This is a genomic window from Zhongshania antarctica (assembly GCF_014202945.1).
Taxonomy (GTDB): domain Bacteria; phylum Pseudomonadota; class Gammaproteobacteria; order Pseudomonadales; family Spongiibacteraceae; genus Spongiibacter; species Spongiibacter antarcticus.
Window position 1 is genome coordinate 366,862 of record NZ_JACHHW010000004.1, and the last position, 18,871, is coordinate 385,732.

General features: G+C 49.8%; 15 protein-coding genes. 9 read left to right on the forward strand and 6 right to left on the reverse strand.

The annotated features are described in order from the left end of the window. Positions 1 to 30 precede the first annotated feature (30 nt). Complete coding sequence (gorA, locus tag HNQ57_RS08860; protein ID WP_184462353.1) at positions 31 to 1,401, forward strand: glutathione-disulfide reductase; 1,371 nt, start codon at positions 31 to 33, stop codon at positions 1,399 to 1,401. A gap of 54 nt (positions 1,402 to 1,455) precedes the next feature. On the opposite strand, the gene HNQ57_RS08865 is transcribed toward gorA, so the two are convergent. Then, positions 1,456 to 3,579: a carboxy terminal-processing peptidase gene (locus HNQ57_RS08865; RefSeq protein WP_226968324.1), complete on the reverse strand. Its 2,124-nt coding sequence runs from the start codon at positions 3,577 to 3,579 to the stop codon at positions 1,456 to 1,458. 147 nt (positions 3,580 to 3,726) lie between these two features. Here HNQ57_RS08865 and HNQ57_RS08870 point away from each other — a divergent pair, with 147 nt between their 5' ends. The 8 genes from HNQ57_RS08870 to HNQ57_RS08905 all read left to right on the forward strand — a co-directional run bounded on the left by HNQ57_RS08870 (position 3,727) and on the right by HNQ57_RS08905 (position 14,615). After that, positions 3,727 to 4,122 carry a nuclear transport factor 2 family protein gene (locus HNQ57_RS08870; protein ID WP_184462355.1) on the forward strand — a complete coding sequence of 132 codons (396 nt, stop codon included), beginning with the start codon at positions 3,727 to 3,729 and terminating at the stop codon, positions 4,120 to 4,122. 315 nt (positions 4,123 to 4,437) lie between these two features. Continuing rightward, entirely contained in the window at positions 4,438 to 6,066 is a 1,629-nt protein-coding gene (locus HNQ57_RS08875) for a long-chain fatty acid--CoA ligase (protein ID WP_184462356.1), read from the forward strand. Between the two features lie 72 nt (positions 6,067 to 6,138). Continuing rightward, positions 6,139 to 6,945, forward strand: a complete 807-nt coding sequence (locus HNQ57_RS08880) for an acyl-CoA thioesterase (RefSeq protein ID WP_184462357.1) — start codon at positions 6,139 to 6,141, stop codon at positions 6,943 to 6,945. 103 nt (positions 6,946 to 7,048) lie between these two features. Then, positions 7,049 to 8,551, forward strand: a complete 1,503-nt coding sequence (locus HNQ57_RS08885) for a GGDEF domain-containing protein (protein ID WP_184462358.1) — start codon at positions 7,049 to 7,051, stop codon at positions 8,549 to 8,551. Positions 8,552 to 8,591: 40 nt separating this feature from the next. Then, positions 8,592 to 10,238: a L,D-transpeptidase family protein gene (locus HNQ57_RS08890; RefSeq protein WP_184462359.1), complete on the forward strand. Its 1,647-nt coding sequence runs from the start codon at positions 8,592 to 8,594 to the stop codon at positions 10,236 to 10,238. Next, positions 10,239 to 11,225 (forward strand): D-Ala-D-Ala carboxypeptidase family metallohydrolase, encoded by a 987-nt coding sequence (locus HNQ57_RS08895; protein ID WP_184462360.1) that lies wholly within the window; start codon positions 10,239 to 10,241, stop codon positions 11,223 to 11,225. A gap of 129 nt (positions 11,226 to 11,354) precedes the next feature. Next, on the forward strand, positions 11,355 to 12,194 hold the full coding sequence (locus HNQ57_RS08900) for an MlaA family lipoprotein (RefSeq protein WP_226968325.1): 840 nt from the start codon (positions 11,355 to 11,357) through the stop codon (positions 12,192 to 12,194). A 15-nt stretch (positions 12,195 to 12,209) separates the two neighbouring features. Beyond that, on the forward strand, positions 12,210 to 14,615 hold the full coding sequence (locus HNQ57_RS08905) for an efflux RND transporter permease subunit (protein WP_184462361.1): 2,406 nt from the start codon (positions 12,210 to 12,212) through the stop codon (positions 14,613 to 14,615). A 15-nt stretch (positions 14,616 to 14,630) separates the two neighbouring features. Here HNQ57_RS08905 and HNQ57_RS08910 read toward each other — a convergent pair whose 3' ends face one another. The 5 genes from HNQ57_RS08910 to HNQ57_RS08930 all read right to left on the reverse strand — a co-directional run bounded on the left by HNQ57_RS08910 (position 14,631) and on the right by HNQ57_RS08930 (position 18,829). After that, a complete protein-coding gene (locus HNQ57_RS08910; RefSeq protein ID WP_184462362.1) occupies positions 14,631 to 15,179 on the reverse strand; it encodes a c-type cytochrome in 549 nt (182 codons plus the stop codon). 24 nt (positions 15,180 to 15,203) lie between these two features. Beyond that, on the reverse strand, positions 15,204 to 15,551 hold the full coding sequence (locus HNQ57_RS08915; protein ID WP_184462363.1) for a hypothetical protein: 348 nt from the start codon (positions 15,549 to 15,551) through the stop codon (positions 15,204 to 15,206). Positions 15,552 to 15,603: 52 nt separating this feature from the next. Further along, positions 15,604 to 16,329 carry a copper resistance protein B gene (locus HNQ57_RS08920; protein ID WP_184462364.1) on the reverse strand — a complete coding sequence of 242 codons (726 nt, stop codon included), beginning with the start codon at positions 16,327 to 16,329 and terminating at the stop codon, positions 15,604 to 15,606. Then, a complete protein-coding gene (locus HNQ57_RS08925; RefSeq protein WP_184462365.1) occupies positions 16,326 to 18,251 on the reverse strand; it encodes a copper resistance system multicopper oxidase in 1,926 nt (641 codons plus the stop codon). Before HNQ57_RS08925 ends, HNQ57_RS08920 begins: the two co-directional genes overlap by 4 nt. A gap of 149 nt (positions 18,252 to 18,400) precedes the next feature. After that, a complete protein-coding gene (locus HNQ57_RS08930; RefSeq protein ID WP_184462366.1) occupies positions 18,401 to 18,829 on the reverse strand; it encodes a hypothetical protein in 429 nt (142 codons plus the stop codon). Positions 18,830 to 18,871 lie beyond the last annotated feature (42 nt).

Genomic DNA, 18,871 nt, shown 5'->3' on the forward strand with positions numbered 1-18,871 from the left:
CTCCGATAAACACCCATCTATGGAGGCGCAATGACGCAGCAAGGTTTTGACACTGAGTACGACTACGATTTATTTGTGATCGGCGCAGGCTCTGGCGGCGTTAGAGCCGCGCGGATGTCAGCGGGTTTTGGCGCCAAGGTTGCCATTGCTGAATCGCGCTATTTGGGTGGCACCTGCGTGAATGTGGGTTGCGTCCCTAAAAAGCTGTTTAGCTACGCGGCCCATTACCGCGAAGATTTTAAAGATGCCCAAGGCTTTGGCTGGCAAAGCGCGGTCGAACCGATTGATTGGCCGACTCTGCGCGACAATAAAACCCGCGAAATTGAGCGCTTAAACGGCATTTACGGTAATTTGCTGAGTAATACCGGGGTTGAGCTTCTCAATGGTCATGCCAGTTTTGTCGACGCTCACACGCTGAGTGTGGACGGCAAGGAATACACCGCAAAGCGCATTTTGATCGCGGTAGGCGGCTGGCCCTTTATTCCGGATATTCCTGGTCGGGAATTTGCTATCAGCTCGAATGAAGTGTTTTATCTCGACACCTTGCCGAAGCATGCTGTTGTCGTCGGCGGCGGTTATATCGCCACTGAGTTTGCCGGTATTCTTCACGGCTTAGGCGTAGAAGTAGATCAAATCTACCGTCGAGATTTGTTTTTGCGTGGCTTTGATACGGAGATGCGGGAGCAGCTTGCCGAAGAAATGCGCAACAAAGGTGTGAAGCTGCGTTTCAATGAAAATGTTACCGCGATTGAAAAAGAGGGCGATCGCTATCGCCTGAGCTTAGAAAACGGCGAGAGCATGGTCACCGATCAAGTGCTTTACGCCACCGGCCGCAAGCCATTGCTGGAAGGTTTAGGGCTGGAGAATACCGGCGTAAGGCTTAACGACAAGGGCTATATCGCCGTAGATGAAACCTTTCAAACGAGCGAGCCGTCGGTCTATGCCGTTGGCGATGTCACTGGTGGCATGGAGTTGACGCCGGTGGCCTTAGCAGAAGGGATGAACCTCGCTAAACGCCTATACAAAGGTGAAACCAAGACAGTTGATTACAATTTTATTCCTACCGCGATCTTCTCACAGCCCAATCTGGCCACCGTTGGCTATAGCGAAGAAGAGGCGAGGGCTAAATTTACCGACATAGCGGTATTTACTTCGCGCTTCACTCACCTCAAACACACGCTGAGCGGCAATAAAACTAAGACCTTATTAAAGCTAATAGTCGATAAAGCGAGCGATAAAGTCGTTGGTGCTCACATGCTGGGCGACGAAGCTGGTGAGATTATTCAGGGCTTAGCCGTAGCGATTAAAGCGGGTGCAACCAAGGCTGATTTTGATTCAACAATTGGCATTCACCCAACGGTAGCGGAAGAGTTTGTTACCATGCGTGAGGCGAGTCGATAGCGTTCTGCGCAGTCAAATCCCTAGCAGCAAATCTTGCCGCTAGGGATTCTTAAGCTAGGGCTGTTTAGCCAGGCGCTCTGGCAAAAAGTAAGGGATGGCATCTACCAGTATATGGCTGGCTTCAATCAGCAGCGGATCTGGTTCTTTCTTTTTATCTTTGCCGTCAGCATCGTCCGCCGGAGTTTCGCCATTGAGTGCGATGCCCTCATCGTCGATTTTGTCTTCTTCTAAGGCTTTTAATGGCTCTTCACCTTTGGCTACCCGGCGACGATTTTCCATCGCCAGTTGCAGGGCTTTCTGCTCGTCACGTTCACTGCGGCGCTTATCGATATTCAGCGACAAGTGAGTTTTACTCCGCATTTTTTCAATAACCGCGATTTGCTCCTGCAAGAATAAGAAGTCAGGGTCTTTGGCGATACGCTTGTCGTGCTTACGCTGAAGGGTTTGCAGACCGGCTTTTAGGTCGAAATAGTAGCGGTGATTAGCGCGCTCAATGCGATCCCAGCTCAAGGCGTTGTCGAGGATGCTCTCGCCTATTTTGTCCTGATCGTATAGTGGTGGAAAGGCAATGTCGGGAATGACGCCTCGATTCTGGGTGCTGTCGCCGGAGACGCGATAGAACTTCGACTCCGTGAGTTTGAGCTGGCCATGACTCAGGGGGTTAACCGACTGCACTGTGCCCTTACCAAAAGACTGAGTGCCAATGACGATACCGCGCTGATAATCCTGAATTGCGCCAGCAAAAATTTCTGACGCAGAGGCGCTCATCCGGTTGATTAATACCGCGAGTGGTCCGGAGTAATAAGCTGAGCTGCGGCGTTTACCTTCGCGAATGACCCGTGAATTAGACTGGCGAATTTGCACGGTCGGGCCCGATTCAATGAATAAGCCGACCATGCCGTTCGCTTCTGCGAGAGAGCCGCCGCCATTATCGCGCAGATCAATCACAATGCCTTCGGCACCCTGGCTGAGCAGCTCGCCAAGAATACGGTGAACATCGCGGGTAGTGCTGCGAAATTCAGTATCGCCTAAACGGTAGGCCTCAAAATCCAAATAGAAGGTGGGTACATCAATAACACCGACGTGATGTGTTACGCCGTGGCTATCTTTAAACTCGATTAGTTCGCCCTTGGCGCTTTGGTCTTCGAGTTTGACCTCATTGCGTTCAATAATAATTTCCCGGCGGGCTTCCTCGCTTTGTGCGATCGCTGGAATGACATCGAGTCGGACAAAGGAGCCAGCGGCCCCGCGAATAAGATCGACGACGTCATCTAAGCGCCAGCCGATAACATCCTGCATTTCACCGCTTTTACCTTGCGCGACACCAATGATTTTATCGGCTGGCTGCAATTGTCCCTGTTTATCTGCCGGCCCAGCAGGGACTAAGCGAACGACTTTGGTGTAGTCGTCTTCCATTTGTAATACGGCGCCAATACCTTCGAGCTTGAGGCTCATATTGATCTGAAAGTTTTCCGATAGACGCGGAGAGAAGTAGTCGGTGTGTGGGTCGTAGAGCGAAGCAAAGGCATTGGCATAAAGCTGAAATGCATCTTCGGACTCAAGCTGGCTCATGCGCTTTATTTGGTTTTTAAAGCGCTTGCTGAGCAAGTCGATTATGCCCGCTTGGTCTTTTCCGGCGAGCTGGAGGCCCAGCACCCGGTTTTTAATCTGCTTGCGCCAAATTTCATCGGCGGCGGCACTGTCTTTTGGCCAAGCTTCTTTGGCGCGATCGAGTTGAATGTCTTCATTCGCCTCGAAGTCCATGGCCTTAATGGTTTCTGGCAGGGTGTCTAGCGCGCTTTGTAGGCGGTCAATCATACGCTGGCGGTAACGATTAAAAATCGCGAAGCCCGCGTCGAGTTGCGCCTTTTTAAGCTCATTGTCTAAGCTCGTTCGGTATTTTTGGAATTCGTTGATATCGCTTTGCAGCAAAAACTGGCGATTTGGATCAAGGTCATCTAAAAATGAGTCGAGCAAATGAGCAGACAAATCATCGTTTAGCGCCAGTTTTACGTAGTGGCGGGTGTCGAGCTGCTTAACCATGTCGCGAATGGCGGTGGCATGACTTGACTCCGGCGCGAGTGGCTTTATCGCTTCGGCCGAAACCCAGGCAGTGCTCAGCTGAAGGAAAAGGGCAACTACAACGCAGTAACTGCGGGTGAATCTTTTATTAACCATTAAATACCGCATCTAAAAGCCTAGTGATCTTAAGTATCTTACACCGCTGCGGCACCGATTACAGCGCTGAGCGACATCCGAAGGTCTATTAATAAAAAATGACATATTCCTTATTGATATACCGCGTTACACTAAAAAGGTCTACTAATGAACCTGTTGGAGCTATTTGAAGTGAGTAAGAACCCCAAAATTGCAGCAGTAGAGCGGTATATAAAGGCGCTATCGGCCCATGATATAGCCACCATCGATGACTTGTTTGCAGACGACGCCACCATTGAAGATCCTGTTGGAAGCGAGCTGATTATCGGTAAAGCTGCCATCCTTCGATTCTATGAAGTGGGATTTAGTTCCGGAATTTCTGCGCGGCTTGACGGCGCTGTTCGTTTGGCCGCCAATCATGCGGTTTTTCCCTTTGTGGTTGAGCTAAATCCGGGTAACGGTGAAGTGCGTATGGAAATCATCGATCAGTTTAGTTTCAATGACGAAAACAAGGTTGTCGCGATGAAGGCATTTTGGAGCGAAGCCAATATGAGCACACCCTGAGCGCGTTTTAAACCGTTTAGAGTACTGTTATATTGCTTTAATAATCTTTATATTTACAACAAGTTAATTGGTTTAGTTAAAGTTACATACCAATAAATATGTGCCAGCTCCGAAGCCCATGCAGGGCTGTGGGGCTGGCGAAAACTGCACTGTATTCTTTCGCCAATAGCTTAGGCAACAGAACCGCAGCGCCGATCTAATGCCCAGACCAGGCGTGTTCACCAATCAATATTGATGGTGTGCGTTTTGTTAGGTAGCTAATTCACGACACTTTAATAGTAGCGGCAAGCGCTGCACGCTTTTAGGAGAGTAATAATGACAAATGCCATGATGAACACCCAGCTCACCATCACATCGTTAATGAAGCACGCAGAGCGCGTGAACGGCGGAGTAGAAATAGTGTCTGTTACCGCAGACAACCCTCGCCATCGTTGCACCTACCGCGAGGCATTTTCTCGGGCAAGGCAGCTCGCCAATGCCTTAGTTCGCCTCGGTCTTAAAACAGGCGACACGATTGCGACGTTTGCTTGGAATGACTACCGGCACTTAGAAATTTACTACGGGGTGTCGTGTAGTGGCATGATTTGCCACACCATTAACCCGCGCTTATTCCCCGAGCAAATAGAATACATTGTTAATCACGGCCGAGATCAGTGGATATTTGTAGACCTCACGATTGTCCCCTTACTGGAAAAATTACAGCACACAATGCCTGACGTAAAAGGCTTTGTGGTGCTGACTGATGCGGCGCATATGCCGGAAACCAGCCTTCGCAATGCCCATTGTTACGACGAGCTACTGGCGGCAGAGAGTGACGAATTTAACTGGCCCGAACTCGATGAAAATACGCCGTCGGCACTGTGTTACACCTCCGGCACAACGGGTAACCCCAAAGGGGTTATGTATACTCACCGCTCAACCTTACTCCATTGCTATGCCAGTATTGCGCCAGACGTATTCGGTTTGTCGATTAAAGATGTGGCCTTGCCAATAGTGCCGATGTTCCATGTAAACGGCTGGGGTATGGTGTACAGCGCACCGATGACGGGCGCCAAGCTGGTCATGCCCGGACCAAAAATGGGTGACGGTGAGACCCTTTGTCAGCTTATCAATGAAGAAAAAGTAACGGTGTCGGCCGGGGTTCCGACCGTGTGGTTGGCGCTGCTCAACTATCTTGAAAAAACAGGTAAAACGGTCGAAAGCCTTAATCGCTTAACGGTTGGCGGGGCGGCGTGTCCGTACACCATCTTCGACGATTTTCGTCGTAAACATGGCGTAGATGTTCAGCAGGGCTGGGGCATGACTGAAATGAACCCCCTGGGAACCTTTAACGGTAATGTCGCGCCAGCTGTTGCGGAATTGCCGCCAGAGCAATACGACAAAATGCGTCTGAAACAAGGGCGTCCAGTATTTGGTGTCGAAATGAAAATTGTCGACGCCGAAAACAATGAGTTGCCTTGGGATGGCGAGAGCGCCGGGGCCGTAAAAGTCCGTGGGCCATGGATTATTGCGGAATACTATCGCTACGATGGCCAAACTCTCGACGCCGATGGCTGGTTTGAAACCGGTGATGTAGCGAGCATAGACGAATACGGCTACATGAAAATCACGGACCGCGTAAAAGATGTCATTAAGTCAGGTGGCGAGTGGATAAGCTCGATTGAATTGGAAAACTGCGCGGTAAACCACCCTAAGGTTGCTGAGGCCGCCGTTGTAGGTATGCCGCACCCAACGTGGAGCGAGCGCCCGCTGCTATTGGTGATATTACAAGACGGCGAAAGCCTAAGTCGTGAGGAAATGCTGGCCTGGTTCGACGATAAAGTCGCCAAATGGTGGATTCCGGAAGACTGCCTATTTGTTGAGTCACTTCCGCATACGGCAACGGGTAAACTCAGCAAAAAAGACATCCGTGAAACCTATAAAGATTACCAGTGGCCAGCCTGAGGCCAACTTTGAAACCGGAGGTTAAGCCTCCGGTGCACTGTTTTTAAAGCATATCCCCTTACAGGAGCAGTAATGAGTGATTTCCAAACGCTGATGAGCGGCGTTGCCAGCACCGCAGACAAAAATCGTTACAGTGTTGATGTCGACGATACTTGGTTGCAAGGTCGAACCGCCTTTGGCGGCCTGAGTGCTGCGCTGGTGGTTGCGGCAATGAATAAGCAGGTCGCGGCAGATCGCCGCTTACGCGCCTTGTCAGTGCTTTTTGTCGGGCCTGTTCCAGCGGGTAAACATGAAGTCCAGCTTCGCGAATTACGGGTTGGCGGCTCTGTGAGCCATTTGCAGGGCGAACTGATATGTGGCGACGAGGTTGCGCTGAGTGCCAGCGCGGCTTATGGCAAGGACCGCTTGTCAGACATCAAGCTCGCTGGCCCTGAGATGCCGGCGGTAGGTGACCCAGAACGATTGGCGCAACTACCCTATATTGAGGGCCTTACACCGCCTTTCACCCAACATTTCGATATGCGAATTGAATATGGCGGAATGCCATTTAGCGGTGCAGACTCAGCCGATTTCGGCATCTGGCTGCGCTTTCCGCAACCTCAACACATTGATATAGCGACTTTAATTGCGCTGGCGGATGCGCCACCGATGCCGGGTTTAAATATGATTAAACCGCCGGGCATGGGCAGTTCACTGAGTTGGTATTTGGAGTTTCCCTGTGACTTACCCGCTGCCGATACATCGGATTGGTGGTATTGTGATTATCGATGCGCTGCCGCAGGGAACGGCTATTTTCACAATAATGCGACGATTTGGGGGCCGAATGGCCAGGCTGTTATGTTTAGTCGTCAAGTTGCCACGGTATTCGAAAAACGCTAACAGTAAAACTGCGCGGCGATATCTCATCGCGGCGCAGCAACGAGTTTACGGTAGCGGTTAAATATATCGGTATTTAACCTAATTTTTAAAAGTGGACGGGATTGTGGCGATTGATTTAAGCCCTTTTATTGAAAACACCGCTCGCCTGCCGTCTATTCCTCGGGTGGTGACGCGCATCGTTACACTCGCCCAGCAGGGTGAGATCGATATGCAGAATATCGCTGACCTAGTCGCGAGTGACCCGGCACTCGCCGCTAAGACCCTGCAATACGCTAATTCACCGCTGTACGGAAACGAACACAGGATTGAAAACCTGCGTCGAGCCATTGTACTGCTAGGTTTAAATACCACTGTTAATCTCGCTTTAAGTTTTTCATTAACATCTTCGATTACAGAACCCCGGGGTTCAGGTCTGCATTACCCCCTGTTTTGGCGGCGCTCTCTTTTGGCGGCCAGCGCCGCCCTTGAGCTGGGTCGGCTGGCGGGAGAGCGAGGACTAGAAGAGCTATTTTTAGCGGGGTTATTGCAAGACATTGGCATGATCGCGATCGACCGCATCCAAGACGACTTTTACGCGTCCTTGCAAAGCGACCAGATATTTCACCAGCGGGTGCGAGAATACGAGCTTGAGCGCATGGGGGGTGACCACGCTGAGGCGGGTGCGTGGCTGAGCAAGCATTGGGGCCTCGCCGATCGCACAACCTTGGCAATCGCAAACAGTCATCGGCCGGGCGTTTTTGCCATTGGCGACCGCGACGGTCTATTTGTTCGCTGCGTCGCCTTATCTGGCGTGGTAGCCGACTATATTATTTTTGGTGAAACCAGTGACGCGAGAAATCAATTAGTTATCCAGTGTCAGCGCATACTGGAATTTAACACCGCAAAAATCGACACCTTGATTGAGCGCATGCACGACAAAATTCCGGAAATGGAAGCCTTGTTCGAGCTTAAACTCACCGAAAGTCCCAATCAGTCCAAACTGTTGGAAGAGGCGAATGCCACTCTCGCGGCAATGAATATTGCGACCTTGCAACGCGGCCATCATAAGTCTTCACACAGCGGGGCTGCGAGCTTAAGCAAAGAAGAACGCTACGATAAAACCACAAAGGCCTTTTCGCGTAAGTTTGCCGATGGCTATATTCCCGACGCCTTCGATATCGCCGTGCGAACGGATCGCAATATTAGCTTTGCGCTCCTCGAAATTACGAATGTAAAAGAGATACACAAGCGGCTTGCCGAACCTGATGCCATTATTAATGAGATGGCGCAGGTAGTAGAAGGGACCGTGCGGTCTGGCGATGTTCTCAGTCGCTATCGCGATGAGCAGTTCCTTATTATTCTTTCGGGAACCTCGATAGACCAAGCAAAAATGGTTTGTCAGCGTATGTACGACGCCGTTAAAACACTGAGTCGGCCTAGCAAAAAAGGACCACTCGGCGGCGTTACGGATATTGGCATTCAACTTTGTATTGGCGTGGCGACCCACGGCCTAGGCTGCGAGTTTCGCAGTGCAGAAGAATTATTGAACGCCGCACAAGCGGCGCTTCACACCGCTAAATTAACACCGGCAAGCCCCGTGGCCGAGTTTAATCATGACGCTGACTAAGCGCAGCCCAACGGCTATTCCTCAGAGACAAGTTAGCCTTATGAAAAACATTCAATTATGCATTTTGCTACTTAGTGGTTTTCTGTTCACGAATACTAGTCTGGCCAACGATCAACTCCGTCAGACTATTGAAAACTGGTCAGGTGGCTACCCGGCGGTAGTGTTAAACGAGGCCGTTCTCAACAAAGACATTATTAATAATTTTTATATCAACCGCCAATTTGAATTCGCCTGGTTTACCGCTAACACCTTGTCTGCCCAAGGACGGGTGCTGGTTTCGAGTATTGCGGACATCGAAAAAGAAGGGCTATTACCGCGGGATTACCACAGCGCTAAAATTCTAACACTACTGAATAAGGATCCACTCGTTCAGGATGTCGCCGCATTCGATATTTTACTCAGTGATGCATTTTTGAGTCTTGCCAGCCACTTGCAGGCCGGCAAGGTCGACCCACTCGCCTTAAGCACTGAGTGGGAGGCAAATCGGCGCCACAGTAATTTACCAGCGCTATTGCAACGGGTAACGAATAACGGCGATGTCGCAAAAGCATTAGACAGTCTCCGTCCCAAGCAAAGTCGCTATTACCGTTTAAAAATTGCCCTCGCTAAAATGAACGCACTATCGAATCTACCTTGGCAGCGCCCGCTTGCCGAGGCGCCAGTGCTTAAACCCAACACTAGCGACAATCGTATTCCCGCCATCACCGAGCGGCTAAAAGTGTGGGGGGATCTGCACAATAGCGACCCCTCGGCAGTGAGGGAAGACCCCGCCGATGACGTATCACCCCTAATGTATACCGCCGCCTTGGCGGAGGCCGTAAAAGTGTTCCAGCGCCGTCATGGCTTAGAAGCCGACGGCATAATTGGCCGCGAAACCATGAAGGCAATAAATATTTCCCCCAAGGAACGCGCCAATCAGATTGTTGTCAATATGGAACGCTGGCGCTGGCTGGCGGCAGATCTGGGCGACAAGCACTTGCTTGTTAATATCGCGGCGTTTGAGCTTAAAATCATCGACCACAACGAAACTGTGTTTGTTAAACCCGTAGTGGTTGGCCGCAACTACCGCAAGACGCCGGTATTTAGCAATAAAATCCGCTACTTGGTGTTAAATCCAACGTGGACGGTGCCGTATAAATTGGCGGTTCAAGACAAGCTGCCTGATATTCAAAAAGACCCCGGTTATTTAAATCGGCTAGGCATTCGGGTATTTCGCGGTGATTCAGCATTGCCGATAGACCCTTACACAATACACTGGAACGAAATTACCACCCGTAATTTTCCGTTTCGCTTAGTGCAGGGTCCGGGCCCACAAAACGCGCTTGGGCAAGTAAAATTTATGTTTCCCAACCCTCATGATGTGTATCTGCATGACACGCCGTCGAGAGAGCTGTTTAAAAAGGCCGAGCGGGCGTTTAGCTCAGGCTGTATCCGGGTGTCAGACCCACTAGAGCTGGCCGAATTTCTACTGCGCGATCAGGGCTGGGATAGCGAAAGAATTGCGGCGTCTATCGCCAAAGGCGTAACAGAAACGGTAAGTTTAAAAACACCGCTGCCTATCCATATTGAATATTGGACGGCGTGGGTAGACCGCCAAGGCGTTCTAAATTTCCGAAACGATATCTACGAGCGTGATCAGCCATTGTGGCAAGCATTAAATAAACCCTTAATTCGTATTGAGCACTAAATGTTCATAAATCGTCTTAGCGTAAAGCGCCATTTACTACTGTTAATTGCAATCGCTGTTGCGAGTGTTTACACGCCATTGCTACAGGCAAAAGAAAGCCCTAAATTTGATCCTGGTTTGGCGCCGTTCAACGTTATGGTTGACAAAAAGCCACTGCGCACAAGCACCAATATGCGCACGGTTATGCCAGGTCACGCTGTCAGTATTCAATTTAAACAGCAAAAACTGGGTGAGTATTCGGCCAGTTTAGGCGGCCAAAATTTAAAACTGAGTGCGGCGGGGCATCTTACTTGGACTGCGCCCGCGAAACCGGGCTATTACCCAATTCACCTCGTGCGCAATAAAGACAAGGCCCAGATCGCACTTCAAATGTTTGTCCTGCGGCCAGCAAATCAGATTATTAACGGTAAGCTGAATGGCTACCAGATTGGTAACTACCCCAGTGCATTAAAGGGGCTTGATACCTACCAGCCACCCAAGGGCTTTATTGAGGTCACGCCAGAGCTAGAAAATTTATTCGTTTCACCCCATTTTAAACTTGGTCAATTCTTGTGTAAGCAGCAGGGCGGCTACCCCAAGTATTTACTCCTGCACACTGGCTTGCTAGAGAAATTAGAAATGCTCCTAAGAACCGTGAACGCCAAGGGCATTCGCGCTGACAGTTTTGTGGTCATGAGCGGCTATCGCACGCCGTACTACAACAAAGCGATTGGCAATGTTACCAATAGCCGACATATCTACGGCGGCGCTGCGGATATTTTTATCGATGTAAATCCGGTTAACGATTATATGGATGATATTAACCACGACGGCGCGGCGAACATTAAAGACGCTGAATACCTCTACGCCATCGCCGACAAATTGGTAAGCCACAGTAAACATCCCGAGTTAATGGGCGGGGTAGGCCTTTACGATAAAAATTCAGCGCATGGGCCTTTTGTGCATGTGGACGTGCGGGGCACGCCCGCGCGCTGGGGACACAAGTAGGTTTAAGCCTTGGCATCACTGCCAACAACTACCCATAGCAAAAGGGAACGATTAAGCAACACTGCCTTCTAAATTTTAGCGCTGAATAGGGTTGTATCAGCAGAAATAAAATTAAGGTGTGGTGAATGGATGCTAATTTTTGATAATCCTCCCTTGCATAGCGCAAGCCGAGTTCTTGGGCTGTGTGCACGGGAACGACTAACAAACCTGCTTGTGATGCTGATTTTCCTCGGTGTAATAAGCAGTAGCCAAGCGCTTTACGCCAGTGAAGCAACCGCCCCGCAAGCGTTAAATGATGACGAAATCACCGTAGTAAGTTACGACGAAAGCGACTATAACGACCCTTTAATGGGCTTTAATCGCGCAATATTTGCCTTCAATGACGTGAGTTATCGCTACGCCTTGATCCCGATTGCCAAAGGCTACCGCTACATTACCCCGGACCCCGTTGAAGCGGGTATTGGTAATGTATTCGCCAATATCAAAGCGCCCATTCATATTGTTAATCACTTACTGCAATGGCAGCCTCGCAAAGCGGGTAGTAGCACTGCGCGGTTTCTGATTAATACCACCATTGGTATTGCGGGCATTTTTGACCCTGCGGCGGCGTGGTTTTCCTTGCCTAAGAACGAAACTGGGTTTTCTGACACTCTGGCACACTACGGCAGCGGCTATGGCACGTTCTTGGTATTACCCTTTGTTGGCCCTGCGGACCTGCGAAGTGGCACCGGAATAGTGGCAGATTATTTTCTCAACCCCATCCCCTATATCACTCAACAACCCGATTCCAGCTATATTATGGCGGGCGATAAGTTGCAGGCATTTGCGCCCCAAGCCGAAAGTTACGAGACGCTCCGAGCCAAAAGTGACGACCCCTATTTATTTTTCAGAAACATGTATTTACAAGGCATTTTGCGTGACCAGCAATTTCAACCGTCTGCTGGTAACAACAAGCCCGATAATAAATAAACAAGGAAATCGTCAATGCTTGCGTCGTTGTTTGCCCGTTATAAGCTGATTTTGTTGGCGTTTACGCTGCTCGTCGGCTTTTTTGCTTGGCATAGCCGGAGTTTTGAAATTAATGCCTCTGCAGACACGCTAATTTCTGAAGACAATCGCGACTATATTCAAAGTCAAAAAATCAATCAGCAATTTTCACCAGAAGAGTTCCTGATCATTGTTTACAAACCCAAACCCAAAGCCGGAGGCGTTTTTTCTGCACAAAGTTTAGACAACATCAGTCGTATTAGTCGCGAAGTCTCAGCGCTAGAGCGCGTAAAAACTGTACGCTCGGTAATGAACGTACCCTTACTGAGCAAGGCAGGAGGGGCCCTGAATGCGAATTTAGAACCAAGTGAATTCACCCAGAATAGACTTAATCTTAGCGAGCGTGAACTCAAGGCATTGTTTAAAGATCACCCCATTTATGACGGTCTGTTGGTGAATCACGAACAAACTGCCAGTGGCATTCAAGTTCTGTTTAAGCCAGATTTAACGCTACAAAAACTCGATGCTAATATTCTTGCCATTCAGGAAAAGCGACTCGAAGGCCCTTTAAGCAAAGCAGATAAAGCCAAACTAAAGAGCCTAAAGCAACAGGCTGCCCCCTTGGAAAATGCATTGCGTGACAGCCGCAACCAAGAAGTAGAGCAACTCCGTGAGATCATCAAACAATACCGTAATGACGCTGACCTCTATCTCGGCGGCGTGCATGTTCTGGGCTACCAGCTCATTAATATTATTCAGAACGACCTAAAGGTGTTTGGCGGCGCGATTGGCCTTGCGATCTGCATCTTAATTTATGCCATATTTCGCCGCTTCAGCTGGATTTTGATTACGGTGGCGTGCTGCGCGAGTAATCTATTTATTACGGTTGGTGCCTTTGGACTTTTGGGTTTAAAAGCCACGGTGATTTCATCTAATTTCATTTCTCTACAGCTAATATTAAGCCTCGCTATTGTTATTCACTTAATTGTCCAATATCGCGAGGAAGCAGAAAAAGCAGCTGAGGCCTCCCAAAAAGACCTTGTATTGCAAACACTCAAAGAAAAAATTGCGCCATGTTTTTTTGCTGGCTTTACCACCTCCTTGGGCTTTGCCTCCTTGCTACTCAGTAATATCGAACCGGTGAGTACCTTTGGCTTAATGATGATCATTGCCATGGTGGTGACTATCGTCTGTACGCTGCTGCTATTTCCCGCATTATTGCTGCTATTCCCTCGGGAGCACGTCACAGAATCGAGCAGTATTTTTAGCGGCGTTATGCAAACCGCGCAAGGGTTTTGCACCAAGCGCAGCACCTTGATTATGGTGTTTAGCATTGCCTTTTTTGCCGTCAGTGTCTTTGGCTCACTGCGCTTAAATGTCGAAAACAGCTTCATCAATTATTTTGCTAGCGATACAGATGTTCATAAAGAACTGAGCTTTATCGACAATGAATTTGGCGGTTCAACTCAGCTAGACATTGTCTATACGCCGCCAAAAGCAGCGAATCCCGACAAAAATCTATTGCTAAGGGCTGGGGATGTTCAGACGGCCCACAGTATTCAAAAATCACTGGCCGAGTTTGAGGCCATGGGTACTACGCTGTCGGTGGTGAATTTCACCCAACTCGCAAAGCAGCTAAACAACAATAAACCACTAACAGAATACGAACTCACAGCCATTTATTGGACGCTTGATAAAAACGTGCGTGAAGATCTGCTCAGTAGCTATTTTATTGAGCCGCCGGCGCAGCTGCGTATTAGTGCCAGAATTAAAGACAGTACCGAGAACCTTGATCGGGGTGTGTTACTTGCCGACATCCACAAGCAGATTCAGGCTCAGGGCGTCGCGCCAGAAGACTACAAGCTCAGCGGCCTGTTTGTACTTTATCAAGCAATGTTAGATCAGCTATTCACCTCCCAGATTCTCAGTTTAGGCGCGGTGTTTCTCGCCCTAGGCATCGCCTTTTGTATAATATTTAGGTCGCTTCGCATTGCCTTGATTACCATAGTGCCCAATATTATCTCGGCGATTGCGGTGTTAGGGGTTATGGGCTGGGCGGGTATTCCACTCGATTTCATGACCATGACAATTGCGGCTATCGCGATGGGTATTGCGGTAGATGACACCATTCACTACACCCATCGCTACCTGCAGGAACTTGCCACGCACACGCCAGAGGAGGCGGTTGCCCGCAGCCACCGCAGTGTAGGTTATGCATTAATCTATACGTCGCTCATTATTGCGCTTGGCTTTGGGCTATTGGTATTTTCTGATTTTGTGCCCGGCGTGTTATTTGGCTTATTGACTGGCTTGGCGATTATCATCGCGCTGATCGCGGATTTAACGCTGCTGCCTGCAATGCTACAAAAGTTTGTACGTGGGCCAACTTCGAGTAAGGCGTGATATGGACCCTATACGTTAATGATTTTCGTGGCCATGTTCTTGCTTGGAATCAGCCTGGCTTAAAACTTGGTATTGCAGGGCGGTCATGTCCGGCAGTTTTTGTAAAAAGGCCACCATTGCCCATATCCGCTCGTCACTATGAGTCGGTCCCCACGCGGGCATGCCAGATGCTTTTATACCGTGTTTTATCGTCCAAAATTGTCGTTTGGCCAGGTTCTCCTTAGTTATCTTTCCACTGTTCTGCGTACTGAGATTGGGTGGGGCAGGATAAAGCCCAAGACTCATCTCACTGCTTTGCTGTCCGGGTTGTAAGTGGCAGGCTGAGCACATTTCATTGTAGTCAGTAGCGCCGTTAATCAACAAATCGACTTGTTGTAAGTCAGGAACGGTGATGTCTTTAGACGCTACGGTGACCGAGCGATCCCGCGCGGTGTCCAGCAACCAATAGGTGAGTTTATGGTGGGGCGTATCAGCCCCAAATGGGTAGACACCTGCATATATTGTTGCGGCAATAACTATCAGAGCAAACATTGCCAAGGCAAATAATGATTTTAGCATTTTCATTTGGTGTTCCTTTTTTTTGCAGGCCTAGTGCTGATGAGCGTGGCTATCGTCGTGGCTCTTTACCGGCTCACTTTCCGTCTGAGCTTTAGGGGCAACCGGAGTTTGGCCCTGTTGACTCGGGCTGTCGTGAGCAGTGGGACCAACGCTAGGTTTGAAGTGAGATGCACATTTACTCATCATTGCCTGCATGACTAATGCGTCTTTAGCAATATCCTGCGGTGCGACACCATTGTCGAGTAAGGTTTTGAGTGTGCCGCAATCTGCCTTGCCCGCAGAGGATTGGTGGCCGCTGCCTGCGAAGCTCGGGCTAACACTGCCGAATATTATTAGGAGGGCGGGGTATAGCCAATTCTTAATTACTAATCTTGTCATAGTGTTTGCCTCGCAAGCCGCTGGCATTGCCAGCGGCTCGGATAAATAGTGATTAGAACCAAGCGCGAATACCGGCTACCCATTGCAGTGCTTCGATATCGCCGCCGTCGGCTCTGCTAAGGTCCGCAGTATTGCCGTATTTTTTTGACCAATTAATGCCAATATAGGGCGCAAATTCGCGGCGAATTTCGTAGCGTAGGCGCAATCCTGCATCGATTTTAGCCAGGCCGCTGCCTTGCTCATACTTTGGCGCATTGCGGCTATAAAGGGTGGTTTCTAGCTCGGGACTAAGGATGAGTTTCTGGGTAAACATGAGTTCGTACTCAGCATCGATGCGCAATGCAGTTTGGCCGCCTTCGCCAAAAAATAGCGCGCTGTCTATTTCAAAGAAATAAGGTGCTAAGCCTTGTAGGCCAATCGCGAACCAGTGCTGGTTTTGGTCTGGGTTAAAGTCGCCGCGCCACCCGGTTTGAAGATCCCAGTAGGGGGCTATCGCGTGGCTGTAAAGCACTTGCAGTTCAGATTCTTCACGCTGGCCGTCGACCAATTCGCCTTCGGTTTTTAGCCATAATTTGTCGAGGTTTTTACCGAGCCACACTTCGGCATTCCAGTTGCTAATATCGCGATCGTTGCTTTGGGCATCGTGTTTAAGACGCTGTTCCAGTTGGTTTATCGACACCATGCTAATAAGTGGGTCGGCTGCCTCGTGGGCAAGACTAATATTGTTTGCCGCCACGCACAGTGCGCTCGCGGCGAATCCGCGCTTAGTCATTTTCATACTGCGCCTCCGTTATGGCTGATGCGCACTTCGCGCATCATACCGGGCATGTGGTAGAGCAGGTGGCAGTGGTAGGCCCAGCGGCCCATTGCATCTGCCGTCACGAGGTAACTGATTTTTGAACCGGGTTGAACCATAATTGTGTGCTTACGGGGAATGTATTCAGGGTCGCCGGTTTCTAGTTCGCTCCACACACCGTGTAAATGGATAGGGTGGGTCATCATGGAGTCGTTTACTAGGGTGATGCGCACGCGCTCGCCAAAACTCAGTGCAAGCGGCTCGGCATCCGCAAAGGGGATCCCATTTACCGACCACATATAGCGGTGCATATTGCCGGTAAGGTGTAGCTGAATCTCACGACTGGGTTCGCGGCGGTCTTCAGTTGGATGCAAGTTGCGGAGTTGGCTATAGCGCAATACTTTACGACCATATAGCTGCTGGTGGTTGCGCAGACCAATGCCGGGGTCATCGAGTCCGCTTTGCGGGCTGTCGGCGCGGGCGTCTACCTGAGGGCCAAATTCGGTTTTTACATGGGTGATTTCATTACTGCTGCCAAACCCCGCTTTGCCCAAAGGCGCTGGCATCGCCATGCTCATGGCGGCCATATCGTGCTGACTATGATCCATGCCTTTCATATTGCTCATATCATGGCCACTGTGATCCATTTCTTTCATGCTGCCCATAGTGTGCTGGCTGTGATCCATTCCCGCCATGCCCCCCATGTTTTGGTCGCCATGGCTCATACCTGCCATCGCCATGCCCATATCGCGGTGGCTTAGAACCGGGGCGGGGTCCATATTCGGAATGGCTGCACTTAAGGCTGGGTTGGCGCTGAGGGTGCCACGCGTAAAGCCACTGCGGTCTATGCTTTGCGCAAATACGCAATATGCACTGTCGTCACTGGGCTCAACAATGACGTCGTAGGTCTCTGCCACGCCGATCCGGAATTCATCAATGGTAAAGGGCTCGACGTTTTGGCCGTCGGCAGCGACCACGGTCATTTTAAGGCCGGGAATACGCACATCGAATATCGTCATGGCGGCGCTGTTGATAAATCGCAAACGAATTTTTTCGCCCGGCTTAAAGAGTCCCGTCCACCCTTGGTCTGGCGTTGCGCCGTTCATTAGGTAGGTGTAGGTGTATGCAGTTACGTCGGCAATATCTCGCTCGCTCATGCGCATTTGATTCCACATGCTGCGATCAGACCAAGTTTGGCTTAGACCTTTCTCTTTAATATCTCGCCATAAATCACCGGCGGTACGTTCGTTAAAATTATAGTAATCACCGCGTTTTTTCAGCTTGGCGTAAATATCTTCTGGCGCCTCATCTGACCAGTCAGAAAGCTGCACCACGTAGTCCCGGTCGTAAGCGACTGGATCGGGTTCTTTCGGTTCGATCACAATGGCGCCATAGACGCCGGTCTGCTCCTGAAACCCAGAGTGGCTGTGATACCAATACGTACCGCTTTGCTGAACTTTAAAGGCATAGTCAAAATACTCACCGGGCTTAATGCCGGCAAAACTCATTCCCGGAACACCATCCATTTCCGCAGGTAAAATCATGCCATGCCAGTGAATGGAACTGTCGTGGGCGAGGTGATTACGAACTCGCAGAGTGATGTCGTCGCCTTCCCGCCAATGTAAGATAGGGCCGGGCACACTGCCATTAACAGCCGTAGCTATTCTCGATTTACCAGTAAAGTTGACTGGCTGATAGCCAATATCCAAATCAAAATGTTTGCCGCTTAAGGTTTGTTGCTCCACTGCTGTGGGTGCTTTCTCTATGCCCCAGCTTAAGGGGCTGCCACTTAAGCCAATAAGCGCACCAGCGCTCGCCGCGCCGGTCACAAACCGACGCCGGGATACGCTTGCGGTGGCCAATGTACTTAGGGTTGGTGATGAAATGTGCGTAGTATGCTTCATCGAAAACTTCCAAAATAAGTTGAAATCTAAACCTGCCAATCAAACGTTATAACGCCGAATAAGCATGGTCAGTAAACAATTAATTCGTAACGCCATATGTGCGACGCGCTAATAAGTTGGCTAGTAATACAGGCACAACTTGCCTGTGATTAGCTAAAAATGGGGGGTTTAAATAGTGAGGAAGCGTGCTGGGGAAGTAATTGGAGATCGAAATCTGATGTTACATCACGTGAATTAATAGCCTGATTCGCGTTGTCTGCGGAAAGCAGGGCGAAGGTGCTGCAACTGCCGACGCAGCATTGGCATGTGGCCTCACATTGAATCTCGCCTGCACCAGCACCGTGGGCCGCGGAATGCTGACTCATTTCGACATGCTGTTCTGGGCCGAGGTGTTGACCGTTATGATCACTGTGACTTGTGCCGAGACAGTGGCCATCTGCTGACGCGATTGCCTGGGGGTTAGTTTGACTGGTAGTTGGGTGGTTCATCATTAACATCGGCGCAGCAGCAAGCACTGATTTACTGAAATAAATCAATATCAAGAAGCTAAGCACATGGATGTTAAGAATCTTCTTCATAATTTGTCAGCAGTTTACGCGTAGTAATAAGACTCATTTTCT

Excerpts from the sequence above, each read along its gene's own strand:
- gorA (WP_184462353.1), top strand. The coding sequence starts at position 31 with ATGACGCAGCAAGGTTTTGACACTGAGTACGACTACGATTTATTTGTG.
- HNQ57_RS08865 (WP_226968324.1), bottom strand. The coding sequence starts at position 3,579 with ATGGTTAATAAAAGATTCACCCGCAGTTACTGCGTTGTAGTTGCCCTT.
- HNQ57_RS08870 (WP_184462355.1), top strand. The coding sequence starts at position 3,727 with ATGAACCTGTTGGAGCTATTTGAAGTGAGTAAGAACCCCAAAATTGCA.
- HNQ57_RS08875 (WP_184462356.1), top strand. The coding sequence starts at position 4,438 with ATGACAAATGCCATGATGAACACCCAGCTCACCATCACATCGTTAATG.
- HNQ57_RS08880 (WP_184462357.1), top strand. The coding sequence starts at position 6,139 with ATGAGTGATTTCCAAACGCTGATGAGCGGCGTTGCCAGCACCGCAGAC.
- HNQ57_RS08890 (WP_184462359.1), top strand. The coding sequence starts at position 8,592 with ATGAAAAACATTCAATTATGCATTTTGCTACTTAGTGGTTTTCTGTTC.
- HNQ57_RS08895 (WP_184462360.1), top strand. The coding sequence starts at position 10,239 with ATGTTCATAAATCGTCTTAGCGTAAAGCGCCATTTACTACTGTTAATT.
- HNQ57_RS08900 (WP_226968325.1), top strand. The coding sequence starts at position 11,355 with ATGCTAATTTTTGATAATCCTCCCTTGCATAGCGCAAGCCGAGTTCTT.
- HNQ57_RS08905 (WP_184462361.1), top strand. The coding sequence starts at position 12,210 with ATGCTTGCGTCGTTGTTTGCCCGTTATAAGCTGATTTTGTTGGCGTTT.
- HNQ57_RS08910 (WP_184462362.1), bottom strand. The coding sequence starts at position 15,179 with ATGAAAATGCTAAAATCATTATTTGCCTTGGCAATGTTTGCTCTGATA.
- HNQ57_RS08915 (WP_184462363.1), bottom strand. The coding sequence starts at position 15,551 with ATGACAAGATTAGTAATTAAGAATTGGCTATACCCCGCCCTCCTAATA.
- HNQ57_RS08920 (WP_184462364.1), bottom strand. The coding sequence starts at position 16,329 with ATGAAAATGACTAAGCGCGGATTCGCCGCGAGCGCACTGTGCGTGGCG.
- HNQ57_RS08925 (WP_184462365.1), bottom strand. The coding sequence starts at position 18,251 with ATGAAGCATACTACGCACATTTCATCACCAACCCTAAGTACATTGGCC.
- HNQ57_RS08930 (WP_184462366.1), bottom strand. The coding sequence starts at position 18,829 with ATGAAGAAGATTCTTAACATCCATGTGCTTAGCTTCTTGATATTGATT.